This window comes from Listeria immobilis (genome assembly GCF_014322765.1).
In the GTDB taxonomy this organism is placed as follows: domain Bacteria; phylum Bacillota; class Bacilli; order Lactobacillales; family Listeriaceae; genus Listeria; species Listeria immobilis.
This window is the reverse complement of sequence record NZ_JAASTZ010000002.1, coordinates 188,190-213,744: the sequence shown is the minus strand read 5'-3', so window position 1 is coordinate 213,744 and position 25,555 is coordinate 188,190. Positions and strand designations below refer to the sequence as shown.

Annotated in this window: 21 protein-coding genes; 12 read left to right on the top strand and 9 right to left on the bottom strand. The window is 35.6% G+C overall.

What is annotated here, in order from left to right; translation table 11 throughout:
• Positions 1-124 precede the first annotated feature (124 nt).
• On the bottom strand, positions 125-517 hold the full coding sequence (locus tag HCJ50_RS02280; RefSeq protein WP_185345871.1) for a PH domain-containing protein: 393 nt from the start codon (positions 515-517) through the stop codon (positions 125-127).
• Between the two features lie 250 nt (positions 518-767).
• On the opposite strand from HCJ50_RS02280, the gene HCJ50_RS02275 reads away from it, so the two are divergent.
• Positions 768-1,763, top strand: a complete 996-nt coding sequence (locus HCJ50_RS02275) for an HD domain-containing protein (protein WP_187127462.1) — start codon at positions 768-770, stop codon at positions 1,761-1,763.
• A 20-nt stretch (positions 1,764-1,783) separates the two neighbouring features.
• Here the strand turns inward: HCJ50_RS02275 and HCJ50_RS02270 are convergent, their stop codons facing one another.
• The 5 genes from HCJ50_RS02270 to HCJ50_RS02250 form a co-directional block, all read right to left on the bottom strand.
• Positions 1,784-2,509 (bottom strand): NADPH-dependent F420 reductase, encoded by a 726-nt coding sequence (locus HCJ50_RS02270; protein ID WP_185345875.1) that lies wholly within the window; start codon positions 2,507-2,509, stop codon positions 1,784-1,786.
• A 208-nt stretch (positions 2,510-2,717) separates the two neighbouring features.
• Positions 2,718-4,268 (bottom strand): hydantoinase/oxoprolinase N-terminal domain-containing protein, encoded by a 1,551-nt coding sequence (locus HCJ50_RS02265; protein ID WP_185345877.1) that lies wholly within the window; start codon positions 4,266-4,268, stop codon positions 2,718-2,720.
• Positions 4,261-5,361 carry a DUF917 domain-containing protein gene (locus HCJ50_RS02260; protein WP_185345879.1) on the bottom strand — a complete coding sequence of 367 codons (1,101 nt, stop codon included), beginning with the start codon at positions 5,359-5,361 and terminating at the stop codon, positions 4,261-4,263. Before HCJ50_RS02260 ends, HCJ50_RS02265 begins: the two co-directional genes overlap by 8 nt.
• A complete protein-coding gene (locus tag HCJ50_RS02255; protein WP_185345881.1) occupies positions 5,362-6,645 on the bottom strand; it encodes a cytosine permease in 1,284 nt (427 codons plus the stop codon).
• 134 nt (positions 6,646-6,779) lie between these two features.
• Positions 6,780-8,375, bottom strand: a complete 1,596-nt coding sequence (locus HCJ50_RS02250) for a PucR family transcriptional regulator ligand-binding domain-containing protein (RefSeq protein WP_185345883.1) — start codon at positions 8,373-8,375, stop codon at positions 6,780-6,782.
• Between the two features lie 143 nt (positions 8,376-8,518).
• Between HCJ50_RS02250 and HCJ50_RS02245 the strand changes: the two genes are divergently transcribed.
• The 8 genes from HCJ50_RS02245 (at position 8,519) to HCJ50_RS02210 (ending at position 18,619) form a co-directional block, all read left to right on the top strand.
• Positions 8,519-9,466, top strand: a complete 948-nt coding sequence (locus tag HCJ50_RS02245; protein WP_185345885.1) for an AAA family ATPase — start codon at positions 8,519-8,521, stop codon at positions 9,464-9,466.
• Positions 9,467-9,470: 4 nt separating this feature from the next.
• Positions 9,471-10,622, top strand: coding sequence for a DUF58 domain-containing protein (locus tag HCJ50_RS02240; protein ID WP_185345887.1), 1,152 nt, complete (start codon positions 9,471-9,473; stop codon positions 10,620-10,622).
• The gene (locus HCJ50_RS02235; RefSeq protein ID WP_185395461.1) at positions 10,619-12,787 is read left to right on the top strand and encodes a transglutaminase-like domain-containing protein; all 2,169 of its coding nucleotides are present in this window, start codon (positions 10,619-10,621) and stop codon (positions 12,785-12,787) included. Before HCJ50_RS02240 ends, HCJ50_RS02235 begins: the two co-directional genes overlap by 4 nt.
• A 491-nt stretch (positions 12,788-13,278) precedes the next feature.
• Positions 13,279-13,617 (top strand): PTS sugar transporter subunit IIB, encoded by a 339-nt coding sequence (locus HCJ50_RS02230; RefSeq protein WP_185345890.1) that lies wholly within the window; start codon positions 13,279-13,281, stop codon positions 13,615-13,617.
• Positions 13,592-13,924 carry a PTS lactose/cellobiose transporter subunit IIA gene (locus tag HCJ50_RS02225; protein ID WP_185345892.1) on the top strand — a complete coding sequence of 111 codons (333 nt, stop codon included), beginning with the start codon at positions 13,592-13,594 and terminating at the stop codon, positions 13,922-13,924. The genes HCJ50_RS02230 and HCJ50_RS02225 overlap by 26 nt, the downstream gene beginning before the upstream one ends.
• A gap of 4 nt (positions 13,925-13,928) precedes the next feature.
• Positions 13,929-15,167 (top strand): PTS sugar transporter subunit IIC, encoded by a 1,239-nt coding sequence (locus HCJ50_RS02220; protein ID WP_185345894.1) that lies wholly within the window; start codon positions 13,929-13,931, stop codon positions 15,165-15,167.
• Positions 15,168-15,169: 2 nt separating this feature from the next.
• A complete protein-coding gene (locus HCJ50_RS02215) occupies positions 15,170-16,621 on the top strand; it encodes a glycoside hydrolase family 1 protein (RefSeq protein ID WP_185345896.1) in 1,452 nt (483 codons plus the stop codon).
• A 78-nt stretch (positions 16,622-16,699) separates the two neighbouring features.
• The gene (locus HCJ50_RS02210; RefSeq protein WP_185345898.1) at positions 16,700-18,619 is read left to right on the top strand and encodes a BglG family transcription antiterminator; all 1,920 of its coding nucleotides are present in this window, start codon (positions 16,700-16,702) and stop codon (positions 18,617-18,619) included.
• 64 nt (positions 18,620-18,683) lie between these two features.
• On the opposite strand, the gene HCJ50_RS02205 is transcribed toward HCJ50_RS02210, so the two are convergent.
• The 3 genes from HCJ50_RS02205 to HCJ50_RS02195 form a co-directional block, all read right to left on the bottom strand.
• Positions 18,684-19,430, bottom strand: coding sequence for a hypothetical protein (locus tag HCJ50_RS02205; protein ID WP_185345900.1), 747 nt, complete (start codon positions 19,428-19,430; stop codon positions 18,684-18,686).
• A 235-nt stretch (positions 19,431-19,665) separates the two neighbouring features.
• Complete coding sequence (locus HCJ50_RS02200; protein WP_185345902.1) at positions 19,666-20,601, bottom strand: LCP family protein; 936 nt, start codon at positions 20,599-20,601, stop codon at positions 19,666-19,668.
• A gap of 132 nt (positions 20,602-20,733) precedes the next feature.
• Positions 20,734-21,057, bottom strand: a complete 324-nt coding sequence (locus tag HCJ50_RS02195) for a hypothetical protein (RefSeq protein ID WP_185345904.1) — start codon at positions 21,055-21,057, stop codon at positions 20,734-20,736.
• A gap of 170 nt (positions 21,058-21,227) precedes the next feature.
• Between HCJ50_RS02195 and pbp4 the strand changes: the two genes are divergently transcribed.
• From pbp4 to HCJ50_RS02180, 3 genes are all read left to right on the top strand, one after another.
• Positions 21,228-23,264: a penicillin-binding protein PBP4(5) gene (pbp4, locus tag HCJ50_RS02190; RefSeq protein ID WP_185345906.1), complete on the top strand. Its 2,037-nt coding sequence runs from the start codon at positions 21,228-21,230 to the stop codon at positions 23,262-23,264.
• A 209-nt stretch (positions 23,265-23,473) separates the two neighbouring features.
• Entirely contained in the window at positions 23,474-24,754 is a 1,281-nt protein-coding gene (locus HCJ50_RS02185) for a module of peptide synthetase (RefSeq protein WP_185345908.1), read from the top strand.
• Between the two features lie 16 nt (positions 24,755-24,770).
• Entirely contained in the window at positions 24,771-25,541 is a 771-nt protein-coding gene (locus tag HCJ50_RS02180; protein ID WP_185345910.1) for an endonuclease/exonuclease/phosphatase family protein, read from the top strand.
• Positions 25,542-25,555 lie beyond the last annotated feature (14 nt).

Sequence of the window (25,555 nt, the reverse complement as noted above, 5' to 3'; positions counted from 1 at the left end):
AAATAACCGTCTTTAAACGTTTTATAGTTTAAAAAAGACGATTATTTTTTGCATTTCAAACATTTTACACCATTTTCAGCGATAGTTTTGTCCGAAATATGTAGTTTTAAAATTACTTTTAATTTTATAGCATTCCTTTGATTGTTTTAAAGAGTTCCATACCTAGTTCTGTATCATTTTTGTGTACTTTTAATGTTAGTGGTGCAGAGTATGAAGTATCTTGTGTCACTACCGTATTCCCGTCAACACCAATTTTTAAGTCAAAATCTCGGTCCAAAGTTCCAGCTGTTTCAATAGAAATGTGTTTCAATGCTTTTACTGGGAAAAATTTATATTCAACTTTCTTCCCTGTTAAGCCTTGCGCATCGACATTAAAAATCCCTTTTGAAGTAATAATTAATTCATCTCTTACAAATTTAAAAACACGAATAATTTGCTCATCTTCGTCTAAAAATCTTTCAATTCCATAAGAAGACTCGGTAACCACTGAAGCTTTTCCCATTAACTTATCAAACATAAAACCCATCCTTTTTTGATATATTTTGCTGCCAAAAATCTCACTGTTTTCAAATTCTACCAAATGCAAAAGAAAGAACTATTATTAGTGAGAACTGAATAAGAAAACGCTTTATTCAGACAATACTCATTATAGCATATAGATTTTGCCTAATCTATCACTTTTTTAACAAATAATTGCTATATATTTTAATGGAATACATTATGAGAAGAATCATTTTTTACGTTATACTTAAAAAGGAGGTGCAACGATGAAAATTACCAACCCGATTTATGGAACTTTTAAAATTGAAAAAGTACTAGAAGAATTAATTGTAAGTCCTTCAGTAACAAGACTTGGAGAAATACATCAAGGCGGCGCTAGTTATTTAGTGAATCCGCTTTGGAACCTAACAAGATTGGAGCATTCTATTGGTGTGATGCTGTTTATCCGACGATTTGGTGGATCTCTGGAGGAACAAATTGCTGGTTTACTTCATGACATTTCTCATACTGCCTTTTCTCATACAGTTGATGAGGCTCTTAAATTGGAGAAAGAGGATTATCATGAACAAATTTTTGAAGACTTTGTTAAAAACTCCACTATTCCAACTATCTTAGAAAAATATGGTTTTTCTTATGAAGAAATTTTAGCAGATATTTCCAAGTGGAAGATTCTAGAACAGGAAGCACCTGAACTTTGTGCAGACCGGATTGATTATACATTAGTTGACTTATATCGGCATGAAAAAATCAGTTTGGCAGAAATAGCACATTTTTTGGATAAATTAGTAGTTATAAATGGGCAGATTTATTTGACGGATGTATATACTGCAGAATGGTTTGTAGAACAATATTATTCGGAAGTAATTGATTATTTTTATGATCCACTGAATATATTTGCCAATGAGTTTTTAGCGATTGCACTTCGATTGGCTTTGCAGCAAGAAACCATCACAACTGCTGATTTCCAGCTAACAGATGTAGAACTATTGGCTAAATTAATGCAAAATCCAGATGTAAAAGAACAAATTCAAGTCCTTTGGAGTGACGTTCGTTTAGAGGAAAACTACTCAGATTACACTTTTCATCAAAAGAAAAAAACACGATTGATTAATCCATCTGTTTTAGTGAACGGTCTACTTATTCCTGTGGCGGATATTTCTGAAAAAGTGCGGAAAATGAATCAGGTGGCAACTCAAAAAAGTCAGGCTGGTATTTATTTGAAAGTCATTCAACCAAAAAAAGAAACCAATCTTACTGACTGATTTCTTTTTTGAGAATATAGCTATTTTTCATTATAGATTTTTCTATTCAAATTAACAATATCTTCATGGTTAAAATCGGGTGAAAAGCTAGCAATGACTTTCTCTCTAAGTGACGGAGCTTTTTCTTTGTTAGCTTTTTCTAGCGCTTCTTTTAATTCTTCTTTTGTCAATTCAGTACAATAAGCAGGTGTCCCAGGTTGTGCTCTCCATGAGTTGTTTAAATCCCCATTATCTACAACATCAAAACCTACTTCATTTACAATATGCATTACTTTTTCTTTTTCTACAATATTATTCCCTGAAACAGCTATTGCAATACGATTTTTATCATCTTGATGTGTTCCTTTATTGGCTAATGTATAGGCTAATAGATTGTTAAAAGCTTTCACTACGTCGCGACCAATTTGCTGCGATACCCAGATACTTTCAACTTCACCTTTTTCAATAGCTTCAATTTTATCATCTCTAAATGGATAGTAGTTTGAAGTATCGACAATAATAACTTCCTTTGCAACTTGAGCTATTATGCGATCAATGCTAGGTATAACAAAAGTAGGAATGGATAAAATTAACATATCTATATCAACTATAACATCTTCTACATCTACTGCTTTTCCGCTAAATGTTTTGTTTTTTAAACGTTCTATACTACGGACATCAGCAATTTTTACTTCATGTCCATTTTCTGACAGCTTATTGGATAGAGTGGTACCGATTGGACCTGCTCCGATAATACCAATTTTCATAATTATATCATCCTTCTCTCTTAGACTTAATTACCTATTTGTTTAGCTAAATGAAGAAATAACTTCCTTCAACTCAATTTAGTATAACATAATTAGGTACGTTTTTTGTGAGCATTTGATGGAGATTGGTGCTAATATAATAGTTTTTATTCCTATATCTGTATAAAAAACACCTCCAATTTACTTTTCTAAATTGGAAGTGCTATTTTTAAACCAAATTTCCGACAACTTTCACTCGTAACCTTGTAGCGTTGCCTGGATGATAAGCAAGTGGAATTTCCTCTACTTCTACGACTTCAATCGTGTCTGCAACAGCTCCAGCAAGGCTTGCTTGTTCTCTTGCTTTTTGTTCTGCATCTTCTAAAGCTTCTTCGCGTGCGATTTGCGAATAGATGTAGATTTGCTCATATTGTCCGCTGATTTGTGAAATCGACGCGCCAATCGCATTAGCAACTGGTCCGTTTTTATCACGGAAAATCGTAGCTACACCTGTAATTTCATCAGGGATAATCACGCTTCCACCACCAACTAAAACAAGATTCACGTTACTCGAGCTCGTTTTCATTTTATCAATCGCATCATCCGTCATATGAGCGATTTTCTCATATGCTTTTTCAGCAAAATCGGTTGGAATATGTGCGACTAATTTCGCGTCACCAATATCTGCCATTCCCAGACGAACGGCGATATCCGTAGTTGTTAAGGTTTCCCCACCAAAAACGAGTGCTTCTTCAGAAATCCGGTAACCGACGCTATCTGGACCAATCGTGATTTCGCCATCATTTTCGCGAACAATACTACCGCCACCAAGACCAATCGAAATAATATCCGGCATTCTAAAATTAGTTCTTACTCCGCCAACATCAACCGCCAGTGAAGACTCACGAGGAAATCCGTCTGTAAGTACTCCAATATCCGACGTTGTACCACCAACATCAAGTACCATTGCATCTTTTAATCCTGCAAGATAGGATGCGCCACGGATACTATTCGTCGGTCCACAAGCGATTGTTAAAATTGGGAATTGTCTTGCATAATTCAGTGACATCAATGTTCCGTCATTTTGGCACAGATAGATTTCTGCGTGTTCAATTCCTTCTTGCTCGAGTGCTTTTTCAAAACCATTACTAGTTGCCGCAATAACTTTAAAAAGCGCCGCATTTAAAATGGTTGCATTTTCACGTTCAATTAGCCCAACGGAACCAACTGTAGATGAAATGGATACTGGAATATCTGCGCCAAGTTCATCTGTAATAATTTGTTGCACTGCTAATTCTTGGTCATTTTTTAAGGAAGAAAAGACGCCTACAACTGCAACAGACTCGACTTCCCCTTTCCATTCAGCCAAAGTTGCACGAATTTCTTCTTCATTAATTTCGGATAGCACTTGACCGTCATACTCATAGCCGCCACCAGTTAATTTGTATTTTCCCGATAAAAAGCTTACCATATCTTCTGGCCAAGCTGTATATGGTAAAACGGATGCTGTTGCTGGATAGCCTAAACGTAAAACGCCTACTTTTGCCAGTTTTTTGCGCTCTACAATCGCGTTTGTACACTGTGTTGTTCCGAGCATCGCATGTGTTACTTTCGAACGATCAATTCCCGTTTCACTTAAGACACGATGTAATGATTCGGTAATTCCTGTTTCAATATCTTCACTAGTTGGCATTTTGACACTATGGATGAGGTTTTGATTTTCATCTAAAATAACCGCATCTGTGTTTGTACCACCAACATCAATTCCTATTTTATACATGGCGGCGTTCCTCCTTTTGTACAAGTTCTTCTAATGGTTCAAAGTCAACTTCATAGCCAAAATAGCGTGGCCCAACTGTTTCAATTCCTTTTTCTGTCCGCCAAGCTTTATCTGCAGGAAGTGCCATCACGCGAATTCGTTTACCATATTTTAGTGCTTCCGTCGTGATTGGCATTAATGTTTCTAAATCAACCATACAAATTAAATCTGGTGTTATTGCAATCGGCTCTCCATTTTTCTCTGCGACTAGGTTTTCATTTTGGAAATGGACTATTACTTCGCTATTCGTATCTTTATTTAAACCAGCAATTTTTACTCTACCAAAGTTAAAGCCTGCACGAGTTTCGCGCACCACATCAATAATTTTCCCTTCAAATAAATGATAACCATGCGTTACATCTATTAATTTTTGTAATTTATCTGCTTCATCTAGAGAAGTTTCTCGAATCACTTTGCCAATTTCTTCTGAAAGTGTCACGATATTTTTAATACTACTTTGTTTAATTTGCGCTCCATCACAAGGATATAAACTAACAAGTGAACTCGCGCCCATTTCGACAGTAGTCACCCTAGCAAGACGTTCAGTCCATTTGTTATCAATAGTTTCCATAATCCCAATGTTGCCTTTTTCGTCGGTAATCGCCATTGGTGTTGCTGAAACACCATCTAAGTGGAAAGTTACCATTTGTAGTTCAGGAAAAGCACGCCCCATACCATCGCAATCAATTAGCGGCAAGCCTAGTTGAGCCGCCACAACAATCGGAATCATTGAGTTAACTCCGCCTGCTTCCATTGGAAATGTTCCTTTTACTTCTTTACCTAAGTATCTTCCTAATTTTTCAAACACACGGACAAACTCATCGCCTTTTGGAAATTTTTCAATAAGTACAGAAGGCGCACCCATCATTGCTGCTGGGATAAAAAAATCATCATCCGAAATTTCTTCAGGAGATAAAAGTTGTACTGGTCCATATTTTTTAATTGCTGTTAGTGCCATCATTTTACCGATGTATGGATCTCCACCCCCACCAGTTCCTAAAAAAGCGGCACCAATCGCAATATTTTCAATAGCTTGTTCATCTAAATAACGCATTTATTTTCCCTCCAAGTTTTCTACATTGTTCGTTTTTCCGTTTAAAACTTTCGCTCCAATTAAATAAACAGCAAGCGACAAAACAATTCCAATTAATGGTTGATTTGGTAATTGTGGCAATGATGGGAAGAAAGTTAAAATAACTGGAATCCCTGCAATTACTGCACCAATCAACCATGCACTTAATCCAAGCCAGTTTACCCCTTCTACAGGAGCCCACTTGGATTTATCCCCTTTTTGTATAATCCAGTAAGAAGCAATCATCACGCCTGCAACAGGTGGAACCATCGCTGAGAGAACGGACATAATTGGTACAAAGTGGTTTAGAATTCCAATTACTGCTAGGAGTGTTCCAAGTCCACCAGTTATTGCCACAGCGGCTTTATGGTATTTTTCAGAGATATTAAATACATTGATAATTGCAATACCGCCAGAAAATGCATTCACCGCATTTGTAGTCCATGTAGCTAAAATTAAACCAATAATTCCTAAAAGAGGTAGTCCAAGATTAGTAAATACAACAGAAATATCCGCTGTTCCCGCCGTAAGAGCAAGTATCGCACCAATAGCTATCATCAATACCCCAGACGGTAAAATCCCAACGATTGCAGCCTTTACAACGTCTTTACGTGATTTAGTATACTGAGAGTAATCACCAGCAATTACTGCTCCTAAAGCGAATGAACCTATCGTAATGGCTAAACCTGACATGAATGACATATGTCCAACTGGTTTGTAATTTTGAACAATAGATAAGCCATCTCCACTCAGCGAAACAACTAAAGCATAGACACAAACGAATAATAGAACTGGAACGGCAATATAATTTAAAATACTCAAAATTCGAATTCCATAAAGTGCCGAAAGTAGCATAATTACTCCCCAAATCAAGGAAGAAATTGGTACAGGAAGATTAATACCATAAATACCTAAAAACTGAGAAAAAGCTGCTCCACAGACATTAGCTTGAATACCAAACCAGCCAAGACAAGCAATTGCTAAAATAATCGAAATAATTTTCTTACTCCCTTGCTCGCCAAATACTTGCGCTGCTACATTGACTGCCGGAAGACCTAAGTCGCTACTTTGCATTCCTTGATATATCATAAATAAGACGATAACACCATATCCTATAAGCGCAATTAAAATCGTTTCCCAAAGAGCCATACCTGAAATAAGCGTTCCCCCAACAAGGAGACTAGGTACGCAAATCATTGCTCCAGTCCATACAAATGCTAAGCTTTGCCAAGATTGTGTTTGTTGCTCTGTTTTTTTCGTTGTCATGTTATTTCGCCCCTTTTTTATAGTAATAGTTATATTAATGACTAATTATATAAGAACGAGGTATCATTTGTATTTATCAGAATAAAAAAAATACAGCGCAATCTTTGTCACTTTAGACAAAAATCGCGCTGATTTTAATTATTATTGTTCGTTTCACTAAGGAGCCTTCTAACCGCCACCGCTAAATAGAGATTATAAGACTCAGGAATTTTCGTTACTGGGTATTGCAATAATTCATTTATCCGTTGAATCCGATATTTAATCGTGTTTTTATGAAGAAAGAGCAGATTTGCTGCCTGATTATAATTTGATTCTCCTTCTAATAAAAATACTGAAAGCGTCTCAAGCAATTCTTCGTTATTCTCAAGTGGTCTAAGCGGGCGCAGATGATCTGCAATTGTTAGCTCTCCTCTTCCAACAATTTCCACACATTTTGCCGCAAAATCAATTTCTTGCAGTGAATAAATTAGCTTTCTAGCATAAATTGCATTAGCCGCTTTCTTATTTTCATTGACAAGTGAATAGGCATATTGCACATCTGAGGTTTGTTCCATTCCTTGGCAAACAGTGATTTTCATTTTAATTCCGAGTTGCTTCATCATCTCTGCAAAAGTTTGTGCCGTGTGTGTCCGGTCCCTCTGCGCAACTGAGTTATCTAATAGCACAACAATATTTTTTTCAAATAAATCGATTAACGAAACATTAAAATGACTTGCAACAAAGCTCTTTAATTCACTTAATACTTGTTCATTATCGCGAATTTCTTCTGTTTTCACAATCCACATCCATTTAATAGAAGAAACATCAACATTTAAAATTTTTCCAAGTCGGCGCATCTTCAAACTTTCATCATTTAAAATAGCTTTCATTAACTCCGCTGTGCTAATTTCAACATAGTTTTTGCCCCATAAATTCATAAACACTTGAACTACCTCACTGATTTGCATTGCAACATCCGTTGTAAGTGAGTCTTTTTCCTTTATCATAAATAAGTGCATCGCTTGCATCCCATCTTGAAAAATCGGCTTTCTAGCAGCATAAATAGCTCGCTCATCCACTGTCCACTTTGTAAGTTCATGTTCATTTAGTTGTTTCGACCCTTCAATTATTTCATCAAAATCCCATTGCCTATTCCTTGGCCAAGTAATCGAATTAATTATTTGAAACGAATTATCCGTTAAAACAAGCGATACATGTGTCCTATCAGAAAGAATTTTTAGTGTTGTATCAATATTTCGCTGTGCTGGTCTAACATTTGAAATCTGTTCCAGCGACTCACCTACAAAATTAGTATCCGTCATTTCTTGTTTCACAATTGCTTCTACTACTTCATAGATTACTTCACTGTACCTTAGCGACAGCTCGTTTTCAGGCATCACAATAATCGTAAAATCCAATTCATTCGCAAAATCTATCATTTTTTTATCAATTTTCGGAATAAAAATCCCCACATAATATAAAATTAATGCCACTTCGCCAACCTTGTGTAATCGTTCAATTGTCCGGCACTGCGCCTCGACATCATGACAAATATTCACAAAGGCAGAAACTACTATTTCACTACCATAAAATTCATTGTTATTAAATAGTTCATCATCTAAGAGAGACACTTCTGTATTCTCTAAAACAGAAATAGAAGAAACTAGCTTAGATAAACCTGACTTTCCAGCCACAACTTTCGCTTCTTTTAAAGAAGGTAATTTCATTAAGTCTTCTAATTTTACGCTCAAAGTTTCTCGCCTCCAGTTATTCTTAGTGTAAACAATCTCCTAGAAAATGTCCATCACGCATCAAATCTTTTACATTCAAGGTCGATTATAGTAGCATTAATACATAAATGAGAAAATTTCAACTAAAAAATAGGAGGCAAATTATGTCTGCAGAGCCATCCATTAAAATAGAACAAATTATAAATGAAGTGGAAAAAGTAATCGTCGGTAAACGACATGTAATTAAATTAAGCTTAACAGCACTACTTGCTGGAGGGCATGTATTACTTGAAGACGTTCCAGGAGTTGGTAAAACAATGATGGTGCGTACTTTAGCAAAAACAATTGGTGTATCTTTCAAACGAATTCAATTTACTCCAGATTTATTGCCAGCGGATGTAACAGGGGTATCCATTTTCAATCCAGAAACCCGTGATTTTGCATTTCGTCCAGGTCCAATAATGGGGAATATCGTTCTCGCAGATGAAATTAATCGTACTGCTCCTAGAACACAAGCTGCACTTTTAGAAGGTATGGCGGAAAATAGTGTTACGGTGGATGGAATAACCCACAAACTAGCCAATCCTTTTTTTGTTATGGCGACTCAAAACCCGATTGAATATGAGGGAACTTATGCACTACCAGAAGCACAACTAGATCGTTTTTTATTAAAAATAAATATTGGTTATCCGACTGCAGAAGAAGAAATGCAATTACTTACATTAAAACAATATCAAGATCCACTCGACCAAACTCAGCAAGTCGTAACCCTGAACGAATTACTAGACTTAAAACAACAAGCAAAACACGTTTTTATTGATGATGCTTTAAAAAACTATATTATTCGTTTAGTTACTGCCACTAGAGAACATGCTTCGGTCGCACTGGGGATTAGTCCTCGTGGATCGTTAGCTTTTATGCAAGCCGCACAAGCCTTTGCACTTATTGAAGGTCGCGACTATGTTATTCCAGATGATATTCAGTATTTAGCGCCTCCAATTTTTACCCATCGTTTAATTTTGAAATCAGAGGCTTATTATAACGAGGAAACACCTGAATCAATCATTACTTCTATTCTGAAAAACACATCAGTCCCGGTAGAAAAGAGGTAAACGGATGTTAAAAAAACGTCTCTTATTGGCATCTAGATGGATTATTTTATTACTAATTTATGCTGGACTTTGGTCGTATACTTTGTTTCAAGGTGATACTGCAAGTTGGTTTCTAACATACTTCTTTAGTTTTATTATCATTGTATTATTGCTATCGTCAGTTTACCCACTGAAAGCTTGGAACGTGCATCGTCACTTTGCAAAAAACACCTATCATGATGGTGATTTAATAGATATGCAAGTGACATTCACGCGAAAATCTCATTATCCAGTGGGTTATTTGTTATTTCAGCAAAAAATACCACTTAGTTTTGGGCAAACAAATGCGCGTCAACAATTAGTATATCCACTTTTCAAGAAAAAATTCACTGTGACATTTCAGAGCTTTGTAGGGCTTCGAGGTATTCATACTTTTGCGCCAATTGATTTAGAAACAAGTGATGCTTTCGGGTTGTTGGAACGTTCTTTTCACACATCTTCCGAAAAATCATTCACTGTCTATCCCAGTTACTTTCCTGACATCCTAGAAAAAATCCGAGAAGCTTCTCCTGAAAATGAACGAAATGCTGCTTACTGGACGCTTAAAAAGAATTCTAATTTGCACAGTTTGCGCGAATTCACTTCTGGTGATCGAATTTCTTTAATTGATTGGAAGTCTTCTGCTAGAACAGATCAATTGATGACACGTGAATTTGAAAATAGCGCCACATCTCGTTTGTCCGTTATTTTTTATGGCGCTAATCATCCGTATTTTGAATTATCTTTACGTGCCGCTTATTCATTCATTCGGAAAATTTCTGAAGATCAAGGGGAAATTCGCGTTAGTATTTTAGGAGATAAAATAACCAAATTCGCCCCTGCTGTCGATGCAAATACATTACAAGAAATTTCGACCGCATTTGCTGAACTTAAACCAGAAGATAGTTTAATATTACAAGATTCACTTGATAATAACTTACATGATGGCGAGAAAATCCTGCTATTCACTCCAACTGTGGATACAATGTTAATGCAAAAAGTTACTCGCTTAACTGATAATAAACAACTGCAAATTATTACATTTCAGTATGAACAAACGAAAACAGTTGATGCAGCTGGTGCTATATTTCTTGAGCCTGCCAGCTTGATGAGCCGATGGGAGCGTGAAAACGGATGAAGAAAAAGCTCTCGATTTTTTTACTATTTATTTTGTCTGTTTTACTTATTTCTGAGTGGATTTATCCATTTGCTAATTTAACTGAATTAAATACCGCAACCTGGATAATTCTATTTATCACCATCTCACTAGCTAGTTTTTTCATTCGTTTAAAATATTACTGGACTATTCCGCTACATATTGGAATGATCTATATTGTATCCGGAATATATTATGCAAAAGCAGGAATTTTTTCAACTGAATGGTTTTCTTCGTTTTTCCAAACCACATTTGGCGGTTTTACTAATATGGTTCAATTCCGCTCATCTGACATTTCAATGGACTTTATTCTCATTGTCTTTCTAATTGCGTTGTGGCTACTTAGTTATATTACGACATATAGCATTTTACGGAAACAACGAATTATGAGTGTACTTATTTTAACAGTTAGTTATCTTGCTGTTATTAATACTTTTACAAATTATAATAGTAGTTGGGCCATTGTTCGAACAGTTTTAGAAGGTTTCTTGTTACTACATCTTGCTTTAACGAGCCGAATTACTGCCATAAACCGGGTAAACTCTGATTCGATTAAACGTAATGGCTTTAAATATCATGCTTTTGTGCTATTTCTACTCGCTGTTTTTGTTTTTAGTTCGTTAATGCTACCAAAAAAAGCACCGATTTGGCCGGACCCCGTTCCTGTCATCCGCAATGCTCTTGGAATTAATACGACACGTACGGTTGGTTATAGCGAAGATGATACCGAGCTTGGCGGTGCTCTGAAAAAAGACAATGCAACTGTCTTTAAAGCACGCACTGAAAATGGTCATTATTGGCGTATAGAATCAAAACGAATTTATACTGGTACGGGTTGGGCGAATGAAAAGTCAACCGAACTACAAACATTTTCTTCTGGTGATGACTTCCCAATTCAACTTTCTGAAGAAACAACTGGCGACACTAAAACAACCGAAATCAGTTTTGAAGCTTCTAGCGAATATGTGCCTTACCCTTACGGAGTGCAAACTATTAATAGCGCTATTGACACATTTAACGCCAATTTAACAACCGAAAAAATTACACCTGCAAATACTATTAAAAATTACACTATTCAATTACAAACACCCGTTTATGATATTGAAAAGATGCAAAATGCCGATTTTAGTACTTTACCAGATGCATTTATTTCCAAATATACCCAAACGCCTAGTGACTTACCAAAGCGCATTACAACTCTTGCTAACAAAGTGACAAAAGATGCCAATTCAATTTACGATCAAACAAAAGCGATTGAAAATTATTTAAGTAAATCAGGTGACTTTACTTATAGTACTGATGACGCTCAAGAAACACCGAATGGCGCCGATTATGTAGATCAATTTTTATTTGAAACTAAAATTGGCTATTGTGACAATTTTTCTACTTCGATGGTTATGATGCTTCGAACACTTGGAATTCCAGCGCGTTGGGCAAAAGGATACACTCCTGGCGAAGGAGAAAAGGAAACTAATGGCGACAAATCCATCTATACAATAACGAATAATAACGCTCACTCTTGGCCAGAAGTGTTTTTCCCAGGTACTGGTTGGGTTCCATTTGAGCCAACTGCCACTTTTTCTAACCCAGAGAATTTCCAAGAACCAACAACAGAAACGGCAAATAAACCAGATAATCCAAGTGAAAGCGCGAGTGAAGCAGCAAAACCTGAGCAGCCAGAACAAACTCCTGAACAAGAAGCTGGCAGTAGTTCCACTGGCGAACCACCGGAAGAAAAAACCACAAAAACTAATACTTCAACTGCAAATTTTGATATTCCTCAGTGGGCTTTTTTAATACTAGATGGTTTCATTTTCCTTCTTCTTATTTTAACAGTCATCTTTAGACGGTGGATTTGCTGTTATCTATTGCTTCAATCAATAAAAAATAGACCCTTACTTAGTACCACTTTTAATAGATTATTAAAAATACTAGGTTTATACAAATACAACCGTCAATCTAGTGAGACGCTACGCCAATTTGCTGGTCGAGTTGATAATAATTTACAAATAGATAGTTTTTCGAAACTTACAAGAATTTATGAAACACAACTCTATAGTCAAATGCCTGCTAAAAAGCAAATAACAGATCGCGAAATAAATTATATCCGAGAAATTATTCTTAGCCTGCAAAAAAAAGACAGTTGAGTAATCCGCAGTAAGCGTCTAGAAAAGCAAAGACATTCACTATAATGTAAATCTCATAAAGTATATTACTAACCTTTAGATTGGTTGATATGAAGTCAGTATTTTAATAGACTCAAATCAACCAATTTTTTGTTTACTATAAAAATGACTATTGTAATATGCTCTAACGGATCTCTAAGGATATTATCTCCTCCCCCAAAAAACTACTCCTCCTGTATCGTTCTTGCTTCATCGTTATTTTTTCAAGTTAGGTAGAAAAAGTAGATAGTCTTTATAGCGCTAATTCTGTGAGTTTAAAATATATAGTCCATTTTATACTAGTAACGCAAAATAGCAAAAAACTAATTACTCTGTTTTTCTACAATCCTGATAACTAATCTAATTTTTGGTCGATATCTTCATTTAAATAAATTTCCTACTAATAGGAAATTTATTTAAATGAAGGCGATTACAATAATTGCTATGCTATACGTATAGAGGAGGTAATTATTATGACAAAGCATATTTTACTCATTTGTGGTGCAGGTGCATCATCTGGATTTATGGCAGCTTCTGCAAGGAAAGCAGCTAAGAAAGCAGCAAAAGATTTTGATATTAAAGCAAAAAGTGAATCTGAGCTATATGATAGTTTGGGTAGTGCAGATTTACTATTAGTCGCACCTCATCTGAAATATATGATAGAGGAAGTGAAAACAGCTTGCGAGCAAAATGGAACAAAATACGGTATTATTCCGCAGAAAGTGTATGGCTCGCTAAATGGTGTTGATTTGATAAATTTTGCCGAAAAAATATTGGAGGAAGATAATGGAAATGAAAAAAGTAGATCCTAATGAATTAAACCTATTATCAATGAACGTTATTCTTCACGCCGGAAATGCCAGAGACTTTGTTTTCCAAGCAGTAAATAAAGCAGCTGATGGCGAATTTGAGCAAGCTGATAACCTCATGCAAGAAGCAAATAACGAGGTTGTCATCGCCCATAAAACACAAACTAGCACCCTGCAAAAAGAGGCAGAAGGTGTTGAAATCCCTTACTCCCCACTCTTTGGTCATGCGCAAGACACTTTAATGACAGTAAAAACAGAGATTAATTTAATGAAGGAAATTATTAAGATTTATAAAAAATTAAAAGGGTGATACTATGGATAAATTTATGTCATGGATGACCGACCACTTTTCACCACGAGTTAATAAAATCGCCAAAAACACCTGGTTTGCAGCGATTCAAGACTCCATTCTAACTGCAATGCCGATGGTTTTTATTGGTTCTTTTGCTACATTATTATCCATCATTGGTGAATTTTGGGATGCCTTTCCAGATTTAACCATGATTAGCACATTTTCTTTTGGTTTGCTTTCTATTTTCCTAGCTTATTTAATACCTGAAGCAGTAATGAAACGTAAAGGCCATGTAAATATTTCTAAACAAGCTGGTTTAGCTGGTATTGCTTTTTTCTTAATGCTAGTTTTTCCAACAATTACAAAAACTAATGCCATTCAATTTGATTTAAATACATTAGGGGCTGGAGGTATGATTGCGGCGCTTGTCTCAGGATTATTTGTTGGTTTCATCATGAATTTATTTTCTAAATGGAAATTTATTGGGGAGGATTCCGCTATTCCCGATTTCGTAGCCGTTTGGTTTAACACTTTGCTTCCAATTATTTTTATACTATTTGTAGGATGGCTATTTACTTTTGAATTAAATATAAGTTTATATAGCATAGTTAATTCTATTTTTGAGCCACTCGTGCATTTAGGCGGCGGTTTTTGGGGCTTTGTTATTATTTCATTTCTTGGCTTTTCATTTTTATATACTTTTGGGATTTCCACATGGGTTATCTATCCAGTTCAATCGGCAATTGTGTTACCTGCTATCGCCGCAAACCAAGCTAATTTTGAAGCTGGCAAAGAAGTAGCGAATATTTTCACTGCTGAAACAATGCAATTATTTTTAATAGGCGGAGGTGGTGGAACCTTACCACTCTGTATCATGTTGGCGTTTATGGCTCGTTCACAGCGCTTAAAATTGATTGGTAAAGCTTCACTCATTCCATCAATATTTAATATTAATGAGCCTATTGTATTTGGTGCCCCTGTTGCTTATAATCCGATTTTAATGGTGCCAATGTGGATTTATGGACTCGTTGCTCCAATAATAACTTGGTTTGTTATGAAAGTGGGTATTGTTCCGATTCCACATGAACCATTTCAACTTTGGTACTTGCCTGGTCCGATTTTGAACTGGATTACCACTTCCTCTATTATTGGAATGCTTTACTTTTTTGCTCTCTTTATTATTGCTTGGATTATTTATTATCCATTTTTCAAAGTATATGATAAACAGACCGTTGAATCTGAATTAACGGAAGGAGAATGAAGATGAAAAAAAATAAATATAATCACTTTCCAGATAATTTTTTATGGGGTGGAGCAATTGCTGCTAGTCAGGCTGATGGCGCCTTTGATGTTGGCGGGAAACAGCCAAACACTTCAGATGTTCAGCCATATCTTAAAGGACTCTCCAATCAAGAAATTCAACAGCTAGAAAAACAAGGAATGACATTAAAACAAGTGTCCAAAAACTTAAAAGACACATCCAGCTACTATCCCAAAAGACACGGAATTGATTTTTATCATACTTTCGAGACAGATTTAGAGCTTTTGGCAGAGATGGGGTTTCGAACTTTTCGTACTTCAATTGATTGGTCACGTGTTTTTCCGAATGGAACAGAGGCTGAGCCAAATGAAGCTGCTTTAGAATATTATGACCGCTTAATTGATAAAATGCGTGCTTTGAACATCGAACCAATTATTACGATGCTTCATTACGAAACACCTATCAACCTCACCTTAAACTACGGTGGCTGGCATAACAAAAAAGTAATTGATATGTTTGAAAGATATGGAAAAACTTTGTTGGACCGGTTTGGCAGCAAAGTGAAATATTGGATTATTATTAATCAAATCAACATGATTCAAGTCGAACCTTTCTTATCATTAGCAATATGCAACGACCAATTTGAAAATATGGAGCAAGCGGAATATCAAGCCGTGCATAATCAATTAGTTGCCAGTGCGAAAATTAGAAAGTACGCGAAACAACTGCCTTTTGATTTACAAATCGGAACAATGGTCGCTGATGGAACAGTATACCCATATTCTTGTAAACCTGCAGATATCGTTTTGGCCATGAAACATAATCGCATGCAATATTTATTTACTGATGTACAATTTAACGGGTCCTACCCACAATATGCTAAAAACTATTTTAGCGAACATGGTATTTCACTAAATATCACTCCAGATGAAGTGAAGCTATTACAAGAAAATACAATGGATTACCTAGCTATCTCCTATTACTTTTCTCAAATGGTCAATAACGAGGTAAATAATGAAAAGCCTGAATCCACATCAGCAAACCCTTATTTGGAAGAAAGCGCTTGGGGTTGGAATATTGATCCTCAGGGACTATACCATACGCTTTCTCAGTATGCAGATAGATATCATAAACCAATTATTATAGCCGAAAATGGTTTAGGGGCTTATGACGAGATTATTGATGGCAAGATTCACGATGATTATCGCATAGATTACCTAAGCAAACATATTGAACAAATTGGTCGAGCTATATATGATGGAGTTGAAGTAATTGCATTTTGTGCTTGGGGACCAATTGATATTGTCAGTTGTTCCTCTCAACAAATGTCAAAAAGATACGGCTTTATCTATGTAGATATAGACGATGAAGGTAACGGCACCAAAAAACGTATCAAGAAAGATAGTTTTCATTGGTACAAAGAAGTTATTCATACTAACGGTGCAAATATTTAAGATTTCTATTCACTCTTAGAGAAAACTAACTAGTGCTTCAGTAGTTAGTTTTCTCTTCAAACATGAAGGACTGATATCATGCATAATAAAGAGCGACTAATCGAATACCTAAAAAAAATCTCTACTAATAAATTCATTTCTGCAAAAGAGTTAGCTGATATTCTAAATGTGACAGATAGAACAATCAGAAATTACGTAAAAGCAATCAATCAACAAGGCTTAGTATCCATTGAAGTCAGTCGCTTAGGGTATAAATATAGTAATCCAAGCGAAACCAATTCCACAATCCAAAATCACTCCATAAACAGTCGACGATTCTATATTTTACGTCAACTCTTCAAAAACGCTTCAAAAGGAGTAGATGTTTTTGATTTGTCAGATACATTATACCTTTCAGACGCGAGTATCCGTTCTGATTTATTTGCGCTGAATAAATTAGCCAACCGTTATGACGTAAATATTCGTCAAAATAATGGGCGCTATACCTTGGAGGGAGCAACGAAAAACAAGCGTCAACTAATGATCCAACTCATTAGTCCGCTTCAACAAGATGGTCTCGCATTCGAGGCTGATATTCAAAATTTTTTAGATACCATCCCATTAGATTATATTAACACATTAACGAAACGCGCATTTGAGCGTTACGATTTGCCATTAAATACTTATTTCCTCAGAAATTTTATTTTACATTTAGTTATTGCTATCGACCGGGCTAAAGGTTCTCAAATCGTTACTTCCATTGATGCTGATTCCTTAAAAATATACAAATCCTTTCGAGCGATAGCAGAAATTCAGCAAGCAATTTCTAAACAATTTCATGTTGACCTGTTACTAGATGATATAAAAGAGCTAAACATTCTCTATGAAGGGGAATATCGCCAAGAAAATTTTGATGTCTTACAATTTGTAGAACCGGATGTACTTCATTCACTAGATAGAGCCCTTAATGAAATCAGCAATATTTATTTAATTGATTTCTCTGATAACCAGTTTAAAAGCAGGCTACTACTTCATGTTCAAAATTTATATAAACGCTCCAAAGAAAAAAAGGTTTCCCGCAATCTAAGTTTAATGGAAATTAAAGTAAAGTATCCCGTTCTATTTGATGTTGCCGTCTATCTTTCCTCTGTTCTTTCTAGCGATTTAAATATAACTATTTCTGATGATGAAATAGCTTTTTTAGCCTTGCATATTGGTTCTTTTATGGAAAATCAGCAAAAAAAGAACAAACAAATTAAAGCGGTAATTATTACACCCCGTTACAATTTGCAAGAAAAACAAATGAAGGAAAAAATTGAAGATGACTTTGGTAACGAGCTAACCATTGTTGATATGATTGAAGACTTACTGGAATTAGATTTAACCGTACTACCCGAACTAATTATCTCAACCCAAGTCTCATTAAAAAAAGATTATTTTCTCCCCCCCAGCATTGCCTTTATTACTATTAAAGAATTTATCACACCTCAAGATATGAAAATTATTAGAAAAAAAATCGAGCAGATAAAACACCAAAAATATCAAACGGAACTTACTCATATATTACCTAGGCTAATACCAGAAGGTTTTTATATGGATTTAAATAAGAGCATCACTAAAGAAGCCATTTTTGAACTTATATCTTCTACCTTCCAATCAAAAAATTATGTTCCAGCTGGATATAAAGCTGCCCTTGAAGAGCGGGAAAATCTTTCTGCAACTTCCTTTCCAAGCGGTATTGCTGTTCCACATGCAATAAAATATATGTCTTACAAAACAGGTTTCATCATAATTCATTCTAAAAAGCCGATAGAGTGGGCTGACAATCAAGTTCATTTAATTATTGCATTATCAGTAGACAAAAATAATTCAGAAGAGTTTAATCAAATTTTCCCAAGAATGATAGAACTACTTGCTGATGAATTGAATGTAAACTATCTCAAAAAAAACACTAATCGTGCTGACTTTATCTCTGCACTCATTCAATTAATGGTTTCTGATGGTTATTACAGCGAATGAATTATTTCCCAAACAAAAAGGCTATAAGCAAGATCCTGATAGACATTGCTTATAGCCAAAATAATTACTTTTTGTCAGAAATCGGTTTATTTTTTTCCACATCAATCTTTTTAAATTCAAAATTGAGCATCCATTTTTTATTTTTGCGAATGGAAAAGTATCCAACAATCGCAACAACTAGCGCACCAAGGAAATCGACGAATAAATCACCCATCGTATCCGCAACCGCTGCATGACCTTGAAGCATTGTTCCATCTTCTAACATAGTTTTTTGCATGTTCATTCCAAAACTATCTGCCGTAAATTCATAAAACTCCCAGAAAACTCCTAAAAAAACGGCAAAGCTACATGCAAAAAGCGCTACAAATACCGGACTCATTGAAAGTGTTACACGCTCATCACTATTCAGTAAACTAACAATTGAAAAACCAAGTCCCCCAAGCATCGCTCCACTAAACGTATGTAAGATTGTATCCCAATTAGGAATTAAATAATAAAAACTTTGAACTTCTCCCAAATAAATCGCACAGTACAAAAAAATGATAAATACAATATACATGGCATTTGGTATGACAAAATGCATTTTCTTACTAATCAATGATGGTAAAAATAAGACCACCACTCCCAGTACACATTGCATCAACATTAGCGTATAATCCGCCTTTGTTTTTTCTCCCTCAGGAACAGTTCCAGATGGTGCTGAAATCAAGTTAATAACTGCATAAACCATTGAAATAAGGAGCGTTATTAATACAAAAATTGCAAGAATCTGTGCCCAGTTCCATTTCCTTTTTTTTGTTACACTTTCCACGAAGTATCTTCCCCCTTTTCAAATATGTATTCATTATAAGCCATCCTAAGCAAAAAAAGAAATTTAAAACTAGCCTATCATTTCTTAATCATTATTTTGTGCCGATTTTCCATCTAAATTGGATAGTCTTTGTTACCGCACCTTCGTATATTAAGCAGTGAGTCGCGTGTAGATTAACTGTATTTTATAACTAGAAAAGCACGGAAATCCGAAGAATGAACTTCCGTGCTCTAATTTATTTCAAAAAATCTTGTAATGCTTGGGCGTTTGCAGCGACATCATCTAAACGAAGAACAGAACCTGCTCCCTCAATTCGTTCATTATGCCATTTTCCTTCAACAGGGATAGCAAATTTTTCCATATTTTCTGTTTTACCAAGTAAGAAATCCGAACCAACAGACATTAACGTCCCAGTTGGTAGATTTGTAGATGAATAGCCTTGAAGCTTACCAATTACATCTGGAATTTTTGTTACATCACCTACATCAAGAGCTTGTTCTTTTAATGCTTCTAACACTTGTTGTTGACGACGAATTCGTCCAAAATCTCCTTCTGCATCTTTACGGAAACGAGCATATTGTAGTAATGTTTTTCCATCCATCACTTGCTCGCCTTTTTTAATACTTACATCAATATTTTTCGACATATCTTTTTCTGCATTGATTTTAATTCCTTCTGGTGCAAGTGTATCAACAATTTTTGGGAAACCTTCGAAATTTGCTACGACATAATACTCAACATCGACACCAAAATTTTCTTTAATTGTTTGACGGACAAGTTCTGGACCACCATAAGAATATGCCGCATTGATTTTGTTTTTTCCATGACCTGGAATATCCACATAAGTATCACGCATAATAGATACTAGTTTAGGTGTTTTCGTTTTTTTATTGTAATGAGCAATCATCAAACTATCTGAACGACCTTGATCTGCTCCACGAGAATCACTACCTATCAGCAATACATTAATCGCATCACCATCTGATTTGACTCCGTTGAATGTATAGTCTTTTAGATTGCTATCACTTTGCGCTTCTTTTAAACTAGATTGATATTGAAAATAACCAATAACTGCAAATACACCAACTAAAATTAATAATGCCAATAAAATAGTAACAAAAACTCTACCTTTACGAGTACGGCGCTTTTTTTTCTGCGCATGTCTTGCCATTTTACACACCTCATTTATTGTAACTTACCTATATATTACAATAAAATGACAAAAAAAGAGAGTGAAAATAACATAAGATTTTTTAAAGATTAATTAAAACCCTCTAAAACAAGCTGTTTAGAGGGCAGAGAATCATATCGTGTTATCGCTACTTGTACTATCACTATTACTATCGCTTGTGCCTGAATCACTGCTATCATCCGAACTGCCAGGATTTTGACCGGGTTCACCAGATGGCGGAGTTCCACTTGGGGCTCCGTCTCCACTAGGAGCTTGTTGCATGTTTCCACTACTATTTCCCGGACTATTTTGACTAACTGAATACAGCTGATAACTCAAAACACTAATAATAATGACAGAGAGAATACTAACAATAATCGTACTCCACTTCCATTTATTATGGATACCTTTTCCGCGAAAAACGATTTTCTTTTCTTGTTGTTCCATCTCTTCCACCTAGCATCATCCTTTCGTTATTACTACTTTAACAAGTAAATAAGAACAAACTATGACATCAATTAGAAAAAAATATGTCCAGCAATTCTAAAGTTTTTCTTAATTTTTTTCGTATTCTTCCTATCATTTGATATAATTAGTTGAACAATTATGAATATAAGGGGTGTATTATGACTAATTTAAATGGAAAAAAAAGGAACAGCAAGAAGTCCCTAATTATAGGAATTATCGCCGTCGTTATTGTCCTGATAGGTCTTGCCATTTATTTTTTCATACAAAATCAACATAAGGATGAAAAAGAAGCTTTGGCTGCTGCAGAAACATTTACCTCAAACATCGCTAAAGAAAAATACGATAGTCTTGGAAATAATGTCACCACAGCATCTCTCAAAAAAGTAGAAGTTACCGCCAAAGAAATGGAAGAAAAATACCAAACCGTATATGGTGGCATTGGCGCCGAAAATATTAAAGTCAAAAAACTACAATCGGTTTATGATGATAAAACGAAAAAATTCAACCTAACTTACAATCTGGAAATGCGTACTAGCTTAGGAAAACTAGCTACACAAAAATATCAAACAACCATTTCTAAACAAGGGGACGACTGGAAAATCGACTGGAAACCAGCTCTTATTTTCCCAGGAATGGTGAAAACTGACAAAGTTCGGCTAACGGAAGATAATGCAACACGTGGTCAAATTGTCGATCGTAATGGTGTCCCGCTTGCAACAAAAGGTCAATTTGCCGAAGCTGGTATCGTCCCTTCCAAACTAGGTGAAGGTGATGAAAAAACGAAAAACATCCAAGACATTAGTAAAAAACTAGACATTTCAACGGAATATATTAACAAACAATTAGCACAAAAATGGGTTCAAGCAGACAGTTTTGTTCCACTTGTTACACTAGATGAAGATAAACTTCCTGAAGCAACAGGTCTAACATATGCACAAAAAGAACTCCGAACTTATCCATTAAATGAAGCTGCCTCGCATTTAATTGGCTATGTTGGCGAAGTAAGTGCAGAAGATATTGAAAAAAATCCTAAACTCGGTGTTGGCGATGTTATTGGTAAAAACGGATTAGAACGTTATTATGATAAACAACTTCGCGGCAAAGATGGTGGAGCAATCAAAATTATCAATGACCAAACAAAACAAGAAGACACACTACAAAAAATCGATCGTAAAGATGGTGAAGAAATAAAGCTAACTATTGATGCTGCCGTTCAAAAGAAAGCTTTCGATAGTCTTGGCTCAGAAACAGGCGCTGTCACAATGATCAACCCAACAAATGGCGAACTCTTAGCTTTAGTAAGTACACCTTCTTATGATGCAAATCAAATGGTGCTTGGTATTACTGCAGAAGATTATGCAAAATACAATGATGATAAACGACTACCATTTCTAGCTAGATATGCAAATCGTTATGCTCCTGGCTCCACTTTTAAAACAATTACAGCAACTATCGGGCTTGATACAGGTATTACAAAACCAGATAAAGTCCGTGAAATCTCTGGACTAAAATGGCAAAAAGATGCTTCTTGGGGTAAATATTTTGTCACTCGTGTTCATGACGTTCCAAAAGTGAATATGACGGATGCCCTTGTTCACTCAGATAATATTTATTTCGCACAAGAAGGATTAGAAATCGGCAAAGACAAACTAACAACCGGACTTGAAAAATTTGATTTTGCTAAAGAGTATAATCTACCTTTCACTATGGAGCCAGCACAAATCTCCAACGATGGGCTAAATTCAGATATTTTACTGGCAGATACCTCCTATGGCCAAGGTGAATTACTTATGTCCCCCATCCAGCAAGCTATCGCCTACTCGGCTATTGCCAACAACGGGAAAATGCCTTACCCAAAATTAGACATGAAAGAACAAGCTGGAAAAACGACACAAGCAACCGAAGCAACTTCCGCTAATCAAGTAAAAACGGCATTAATCAAAACTGTTTCAGACCCAGCCGGAACAGCACACAATCTCCAAATCCAAGGACACAATATCGCAGCTAAAACAGGTACCGCTGAACTAAAAGAAAAACAAGGTGAAGATGGACTTGAAAATGGATTTGTTTATGCCTTTGATGCTGATAATCCAAATTATTTAATGGTCGGAATGATTGAAAACGTCAAAGGTCGCGGTGGCAGTGGACTAGTTATTGATCAATTAAAACCAGTAGTCGAAAGTATGTATAAATAAAAAAGATTGGGGCTCTCTTATTTGCGAGTCCCAATCTTTTTTATATCCCACCATTCAAAATTCAGCGTTTCTAATAACTTTGTGTATAAATCATTTACTCGTTTCTAAACAAAGTCAGCTGTACTATTTTAAATCACCAATTGGTTTCGCTCCGTCTTATTCAGGGAAACTATTAACAACTATTCCAACCGAAGAAAGGAGGAAATTCATTGGTGAAAATCATGAAATACCCGGCTGAACCTTCTGATATTAAACACTATATTTCTGGTGAGAAAATGAAAAACGATCATCACTTACATACGGTTCTTACATTTGATAGTCATTTAAATCTTACCACTTTAAAAAAAGCTGTCCTAATGTCTACGAAAAAACTCCCCCTACTTCTCTGTCATTTTAAAGAAACAAAAAAAGGAGCGTTTTGGCAAGAAAGTGTTTTTTCTGCTGATGACCTCGTTTTTCTTATTGAAACTACTAATCCAGAAATGGAAGTAAATCGTGCACTCGTTAAAAAATTATCTACCGAAAATGGGCCGCAAATCCGCTTCACTATTGTGCGAACTAAGACAGCTGATCAACTTGTAATTATTATGAATCACATGCTTGCTGATGGCGCCGGTTTTAAAGAATATTTGTACTTATTGAGTGCGCTTTATTCTGCCTTGTTAGTTAATCCATCTTATCAAGCCAATTTAAGTTTAGGCTCTCGGAAATTAAAACAAGTTTTTGATCAGTTTTCACGGAAAGAGAAACGAAAAATTTTAACCGATGCATCTGACAAAAAAACGATTAACAACCCAACGTTCCCACTTCAAGGCGACCCAGAAAACCCAAAAATCATTTGGACAAAACTTTCAAAAACTGATTTTCCGGCAGTTATTACCTATGCTAAACAGCACGATGCAACTGTTAATGATGTTCTTTTTGCTGCAATGACCCGAACCACCCAACAAACAACTGGACAGCACGCTATGTCGATTGATTGCCCGACTGATTTGCGTAAATATTTACCAAATAAAACGAGTCAGGGAATTACCAACCTAACCGCCAACATCACATGCCAAATTGACGCGAGTGATGATTTAGCTTCTTTTGAAAAAGCTCTTCAAGTAGTGAAAAAATCACTTAACTCTCAAAAAAACAGCTTAAGCCCCTTACGAATTTATTATTTATTAGAATTTATTTTTAAACAAAAAAGCTATTCCTTTGCAAAAAAAGCTTCTGGAAAATTATATTCTATTCCAACAACCAGCTTCACCAACATCGGAATCATTGATGAAGAAAAACTCCACTTTAAAAATAGCTATTTAACGGATTGCTTCATTTGTGGCTCGTTAAAATATGCACCATTTTTTCAAGTTGCAGCAACTACTTTTCGTGGAGAACTTACTCTTAGTACAAATTTACACGGGACAACAAATGATCACGAATGGCAAAAAGATTTTTTGGATAAAGTAATCCACGAATTGCTTGCAATAAAATCAGTATCCTAAAAAAGGAGGATAAATAATGTTTCATGTAACTAGTTTTAATATTCGTTTTGATGATACTTCTGACCAAAAAAAGAGTTGGAAAATACGTAAGCCACTACTTAACTCATTACTAAAAAAATATCACTGGGACATTATAGGGGTTGAAGAACCAGTTTTGCAGCAAATGCTTGATATTCAGAAAATGCTTAACTGGGATTATTTTGGTGTTGGTCGTGAAGATGGACTTGAAAAAGGTGAATTTACTGCTGTTTTTTATAATTCTAATCGTTTCACTTTATTAGAGAGCGGTCATTTTTGGCTTTCAGAAACGCCTGATGTTCCTTCCATTTATGCCACCGCTATGTTTCCACGAATTTGTGTTTGGGGGAAATTAGCAGATAACGACGGAAAACAATTTTTTGTCTTTAACACTCATTTAGACCATGTATCGGAAGAAGCTCGATTATTTGCCATTCAATTTTTATTACAACGAGCTGAGCAAATTTCAGAAGGAGCGCCACTAATATTACTTGGTGATTTAAACAGCCAGCCCACCACTTTAACTTACCAGCACATTATTGAAAAATATCAGGATGCAAAATTAATAGCTAAAACTCCGGCTATCGGTCCAAATGGCAGCTTCCATGACTTTAATCCCCGTCGCCCGGAAAATCAGTTGCAGCGAATCGACTATATCTTTGTTTCCAATGCTTTTCAGGTTATCACTTATGAAACAATTATAGATGAAGTGAACGGATTTTCCGCTTCTGATCATTTTCCAGTAACAGCCCTTGTGGATTGGAAATAGCTTCATTACCATAC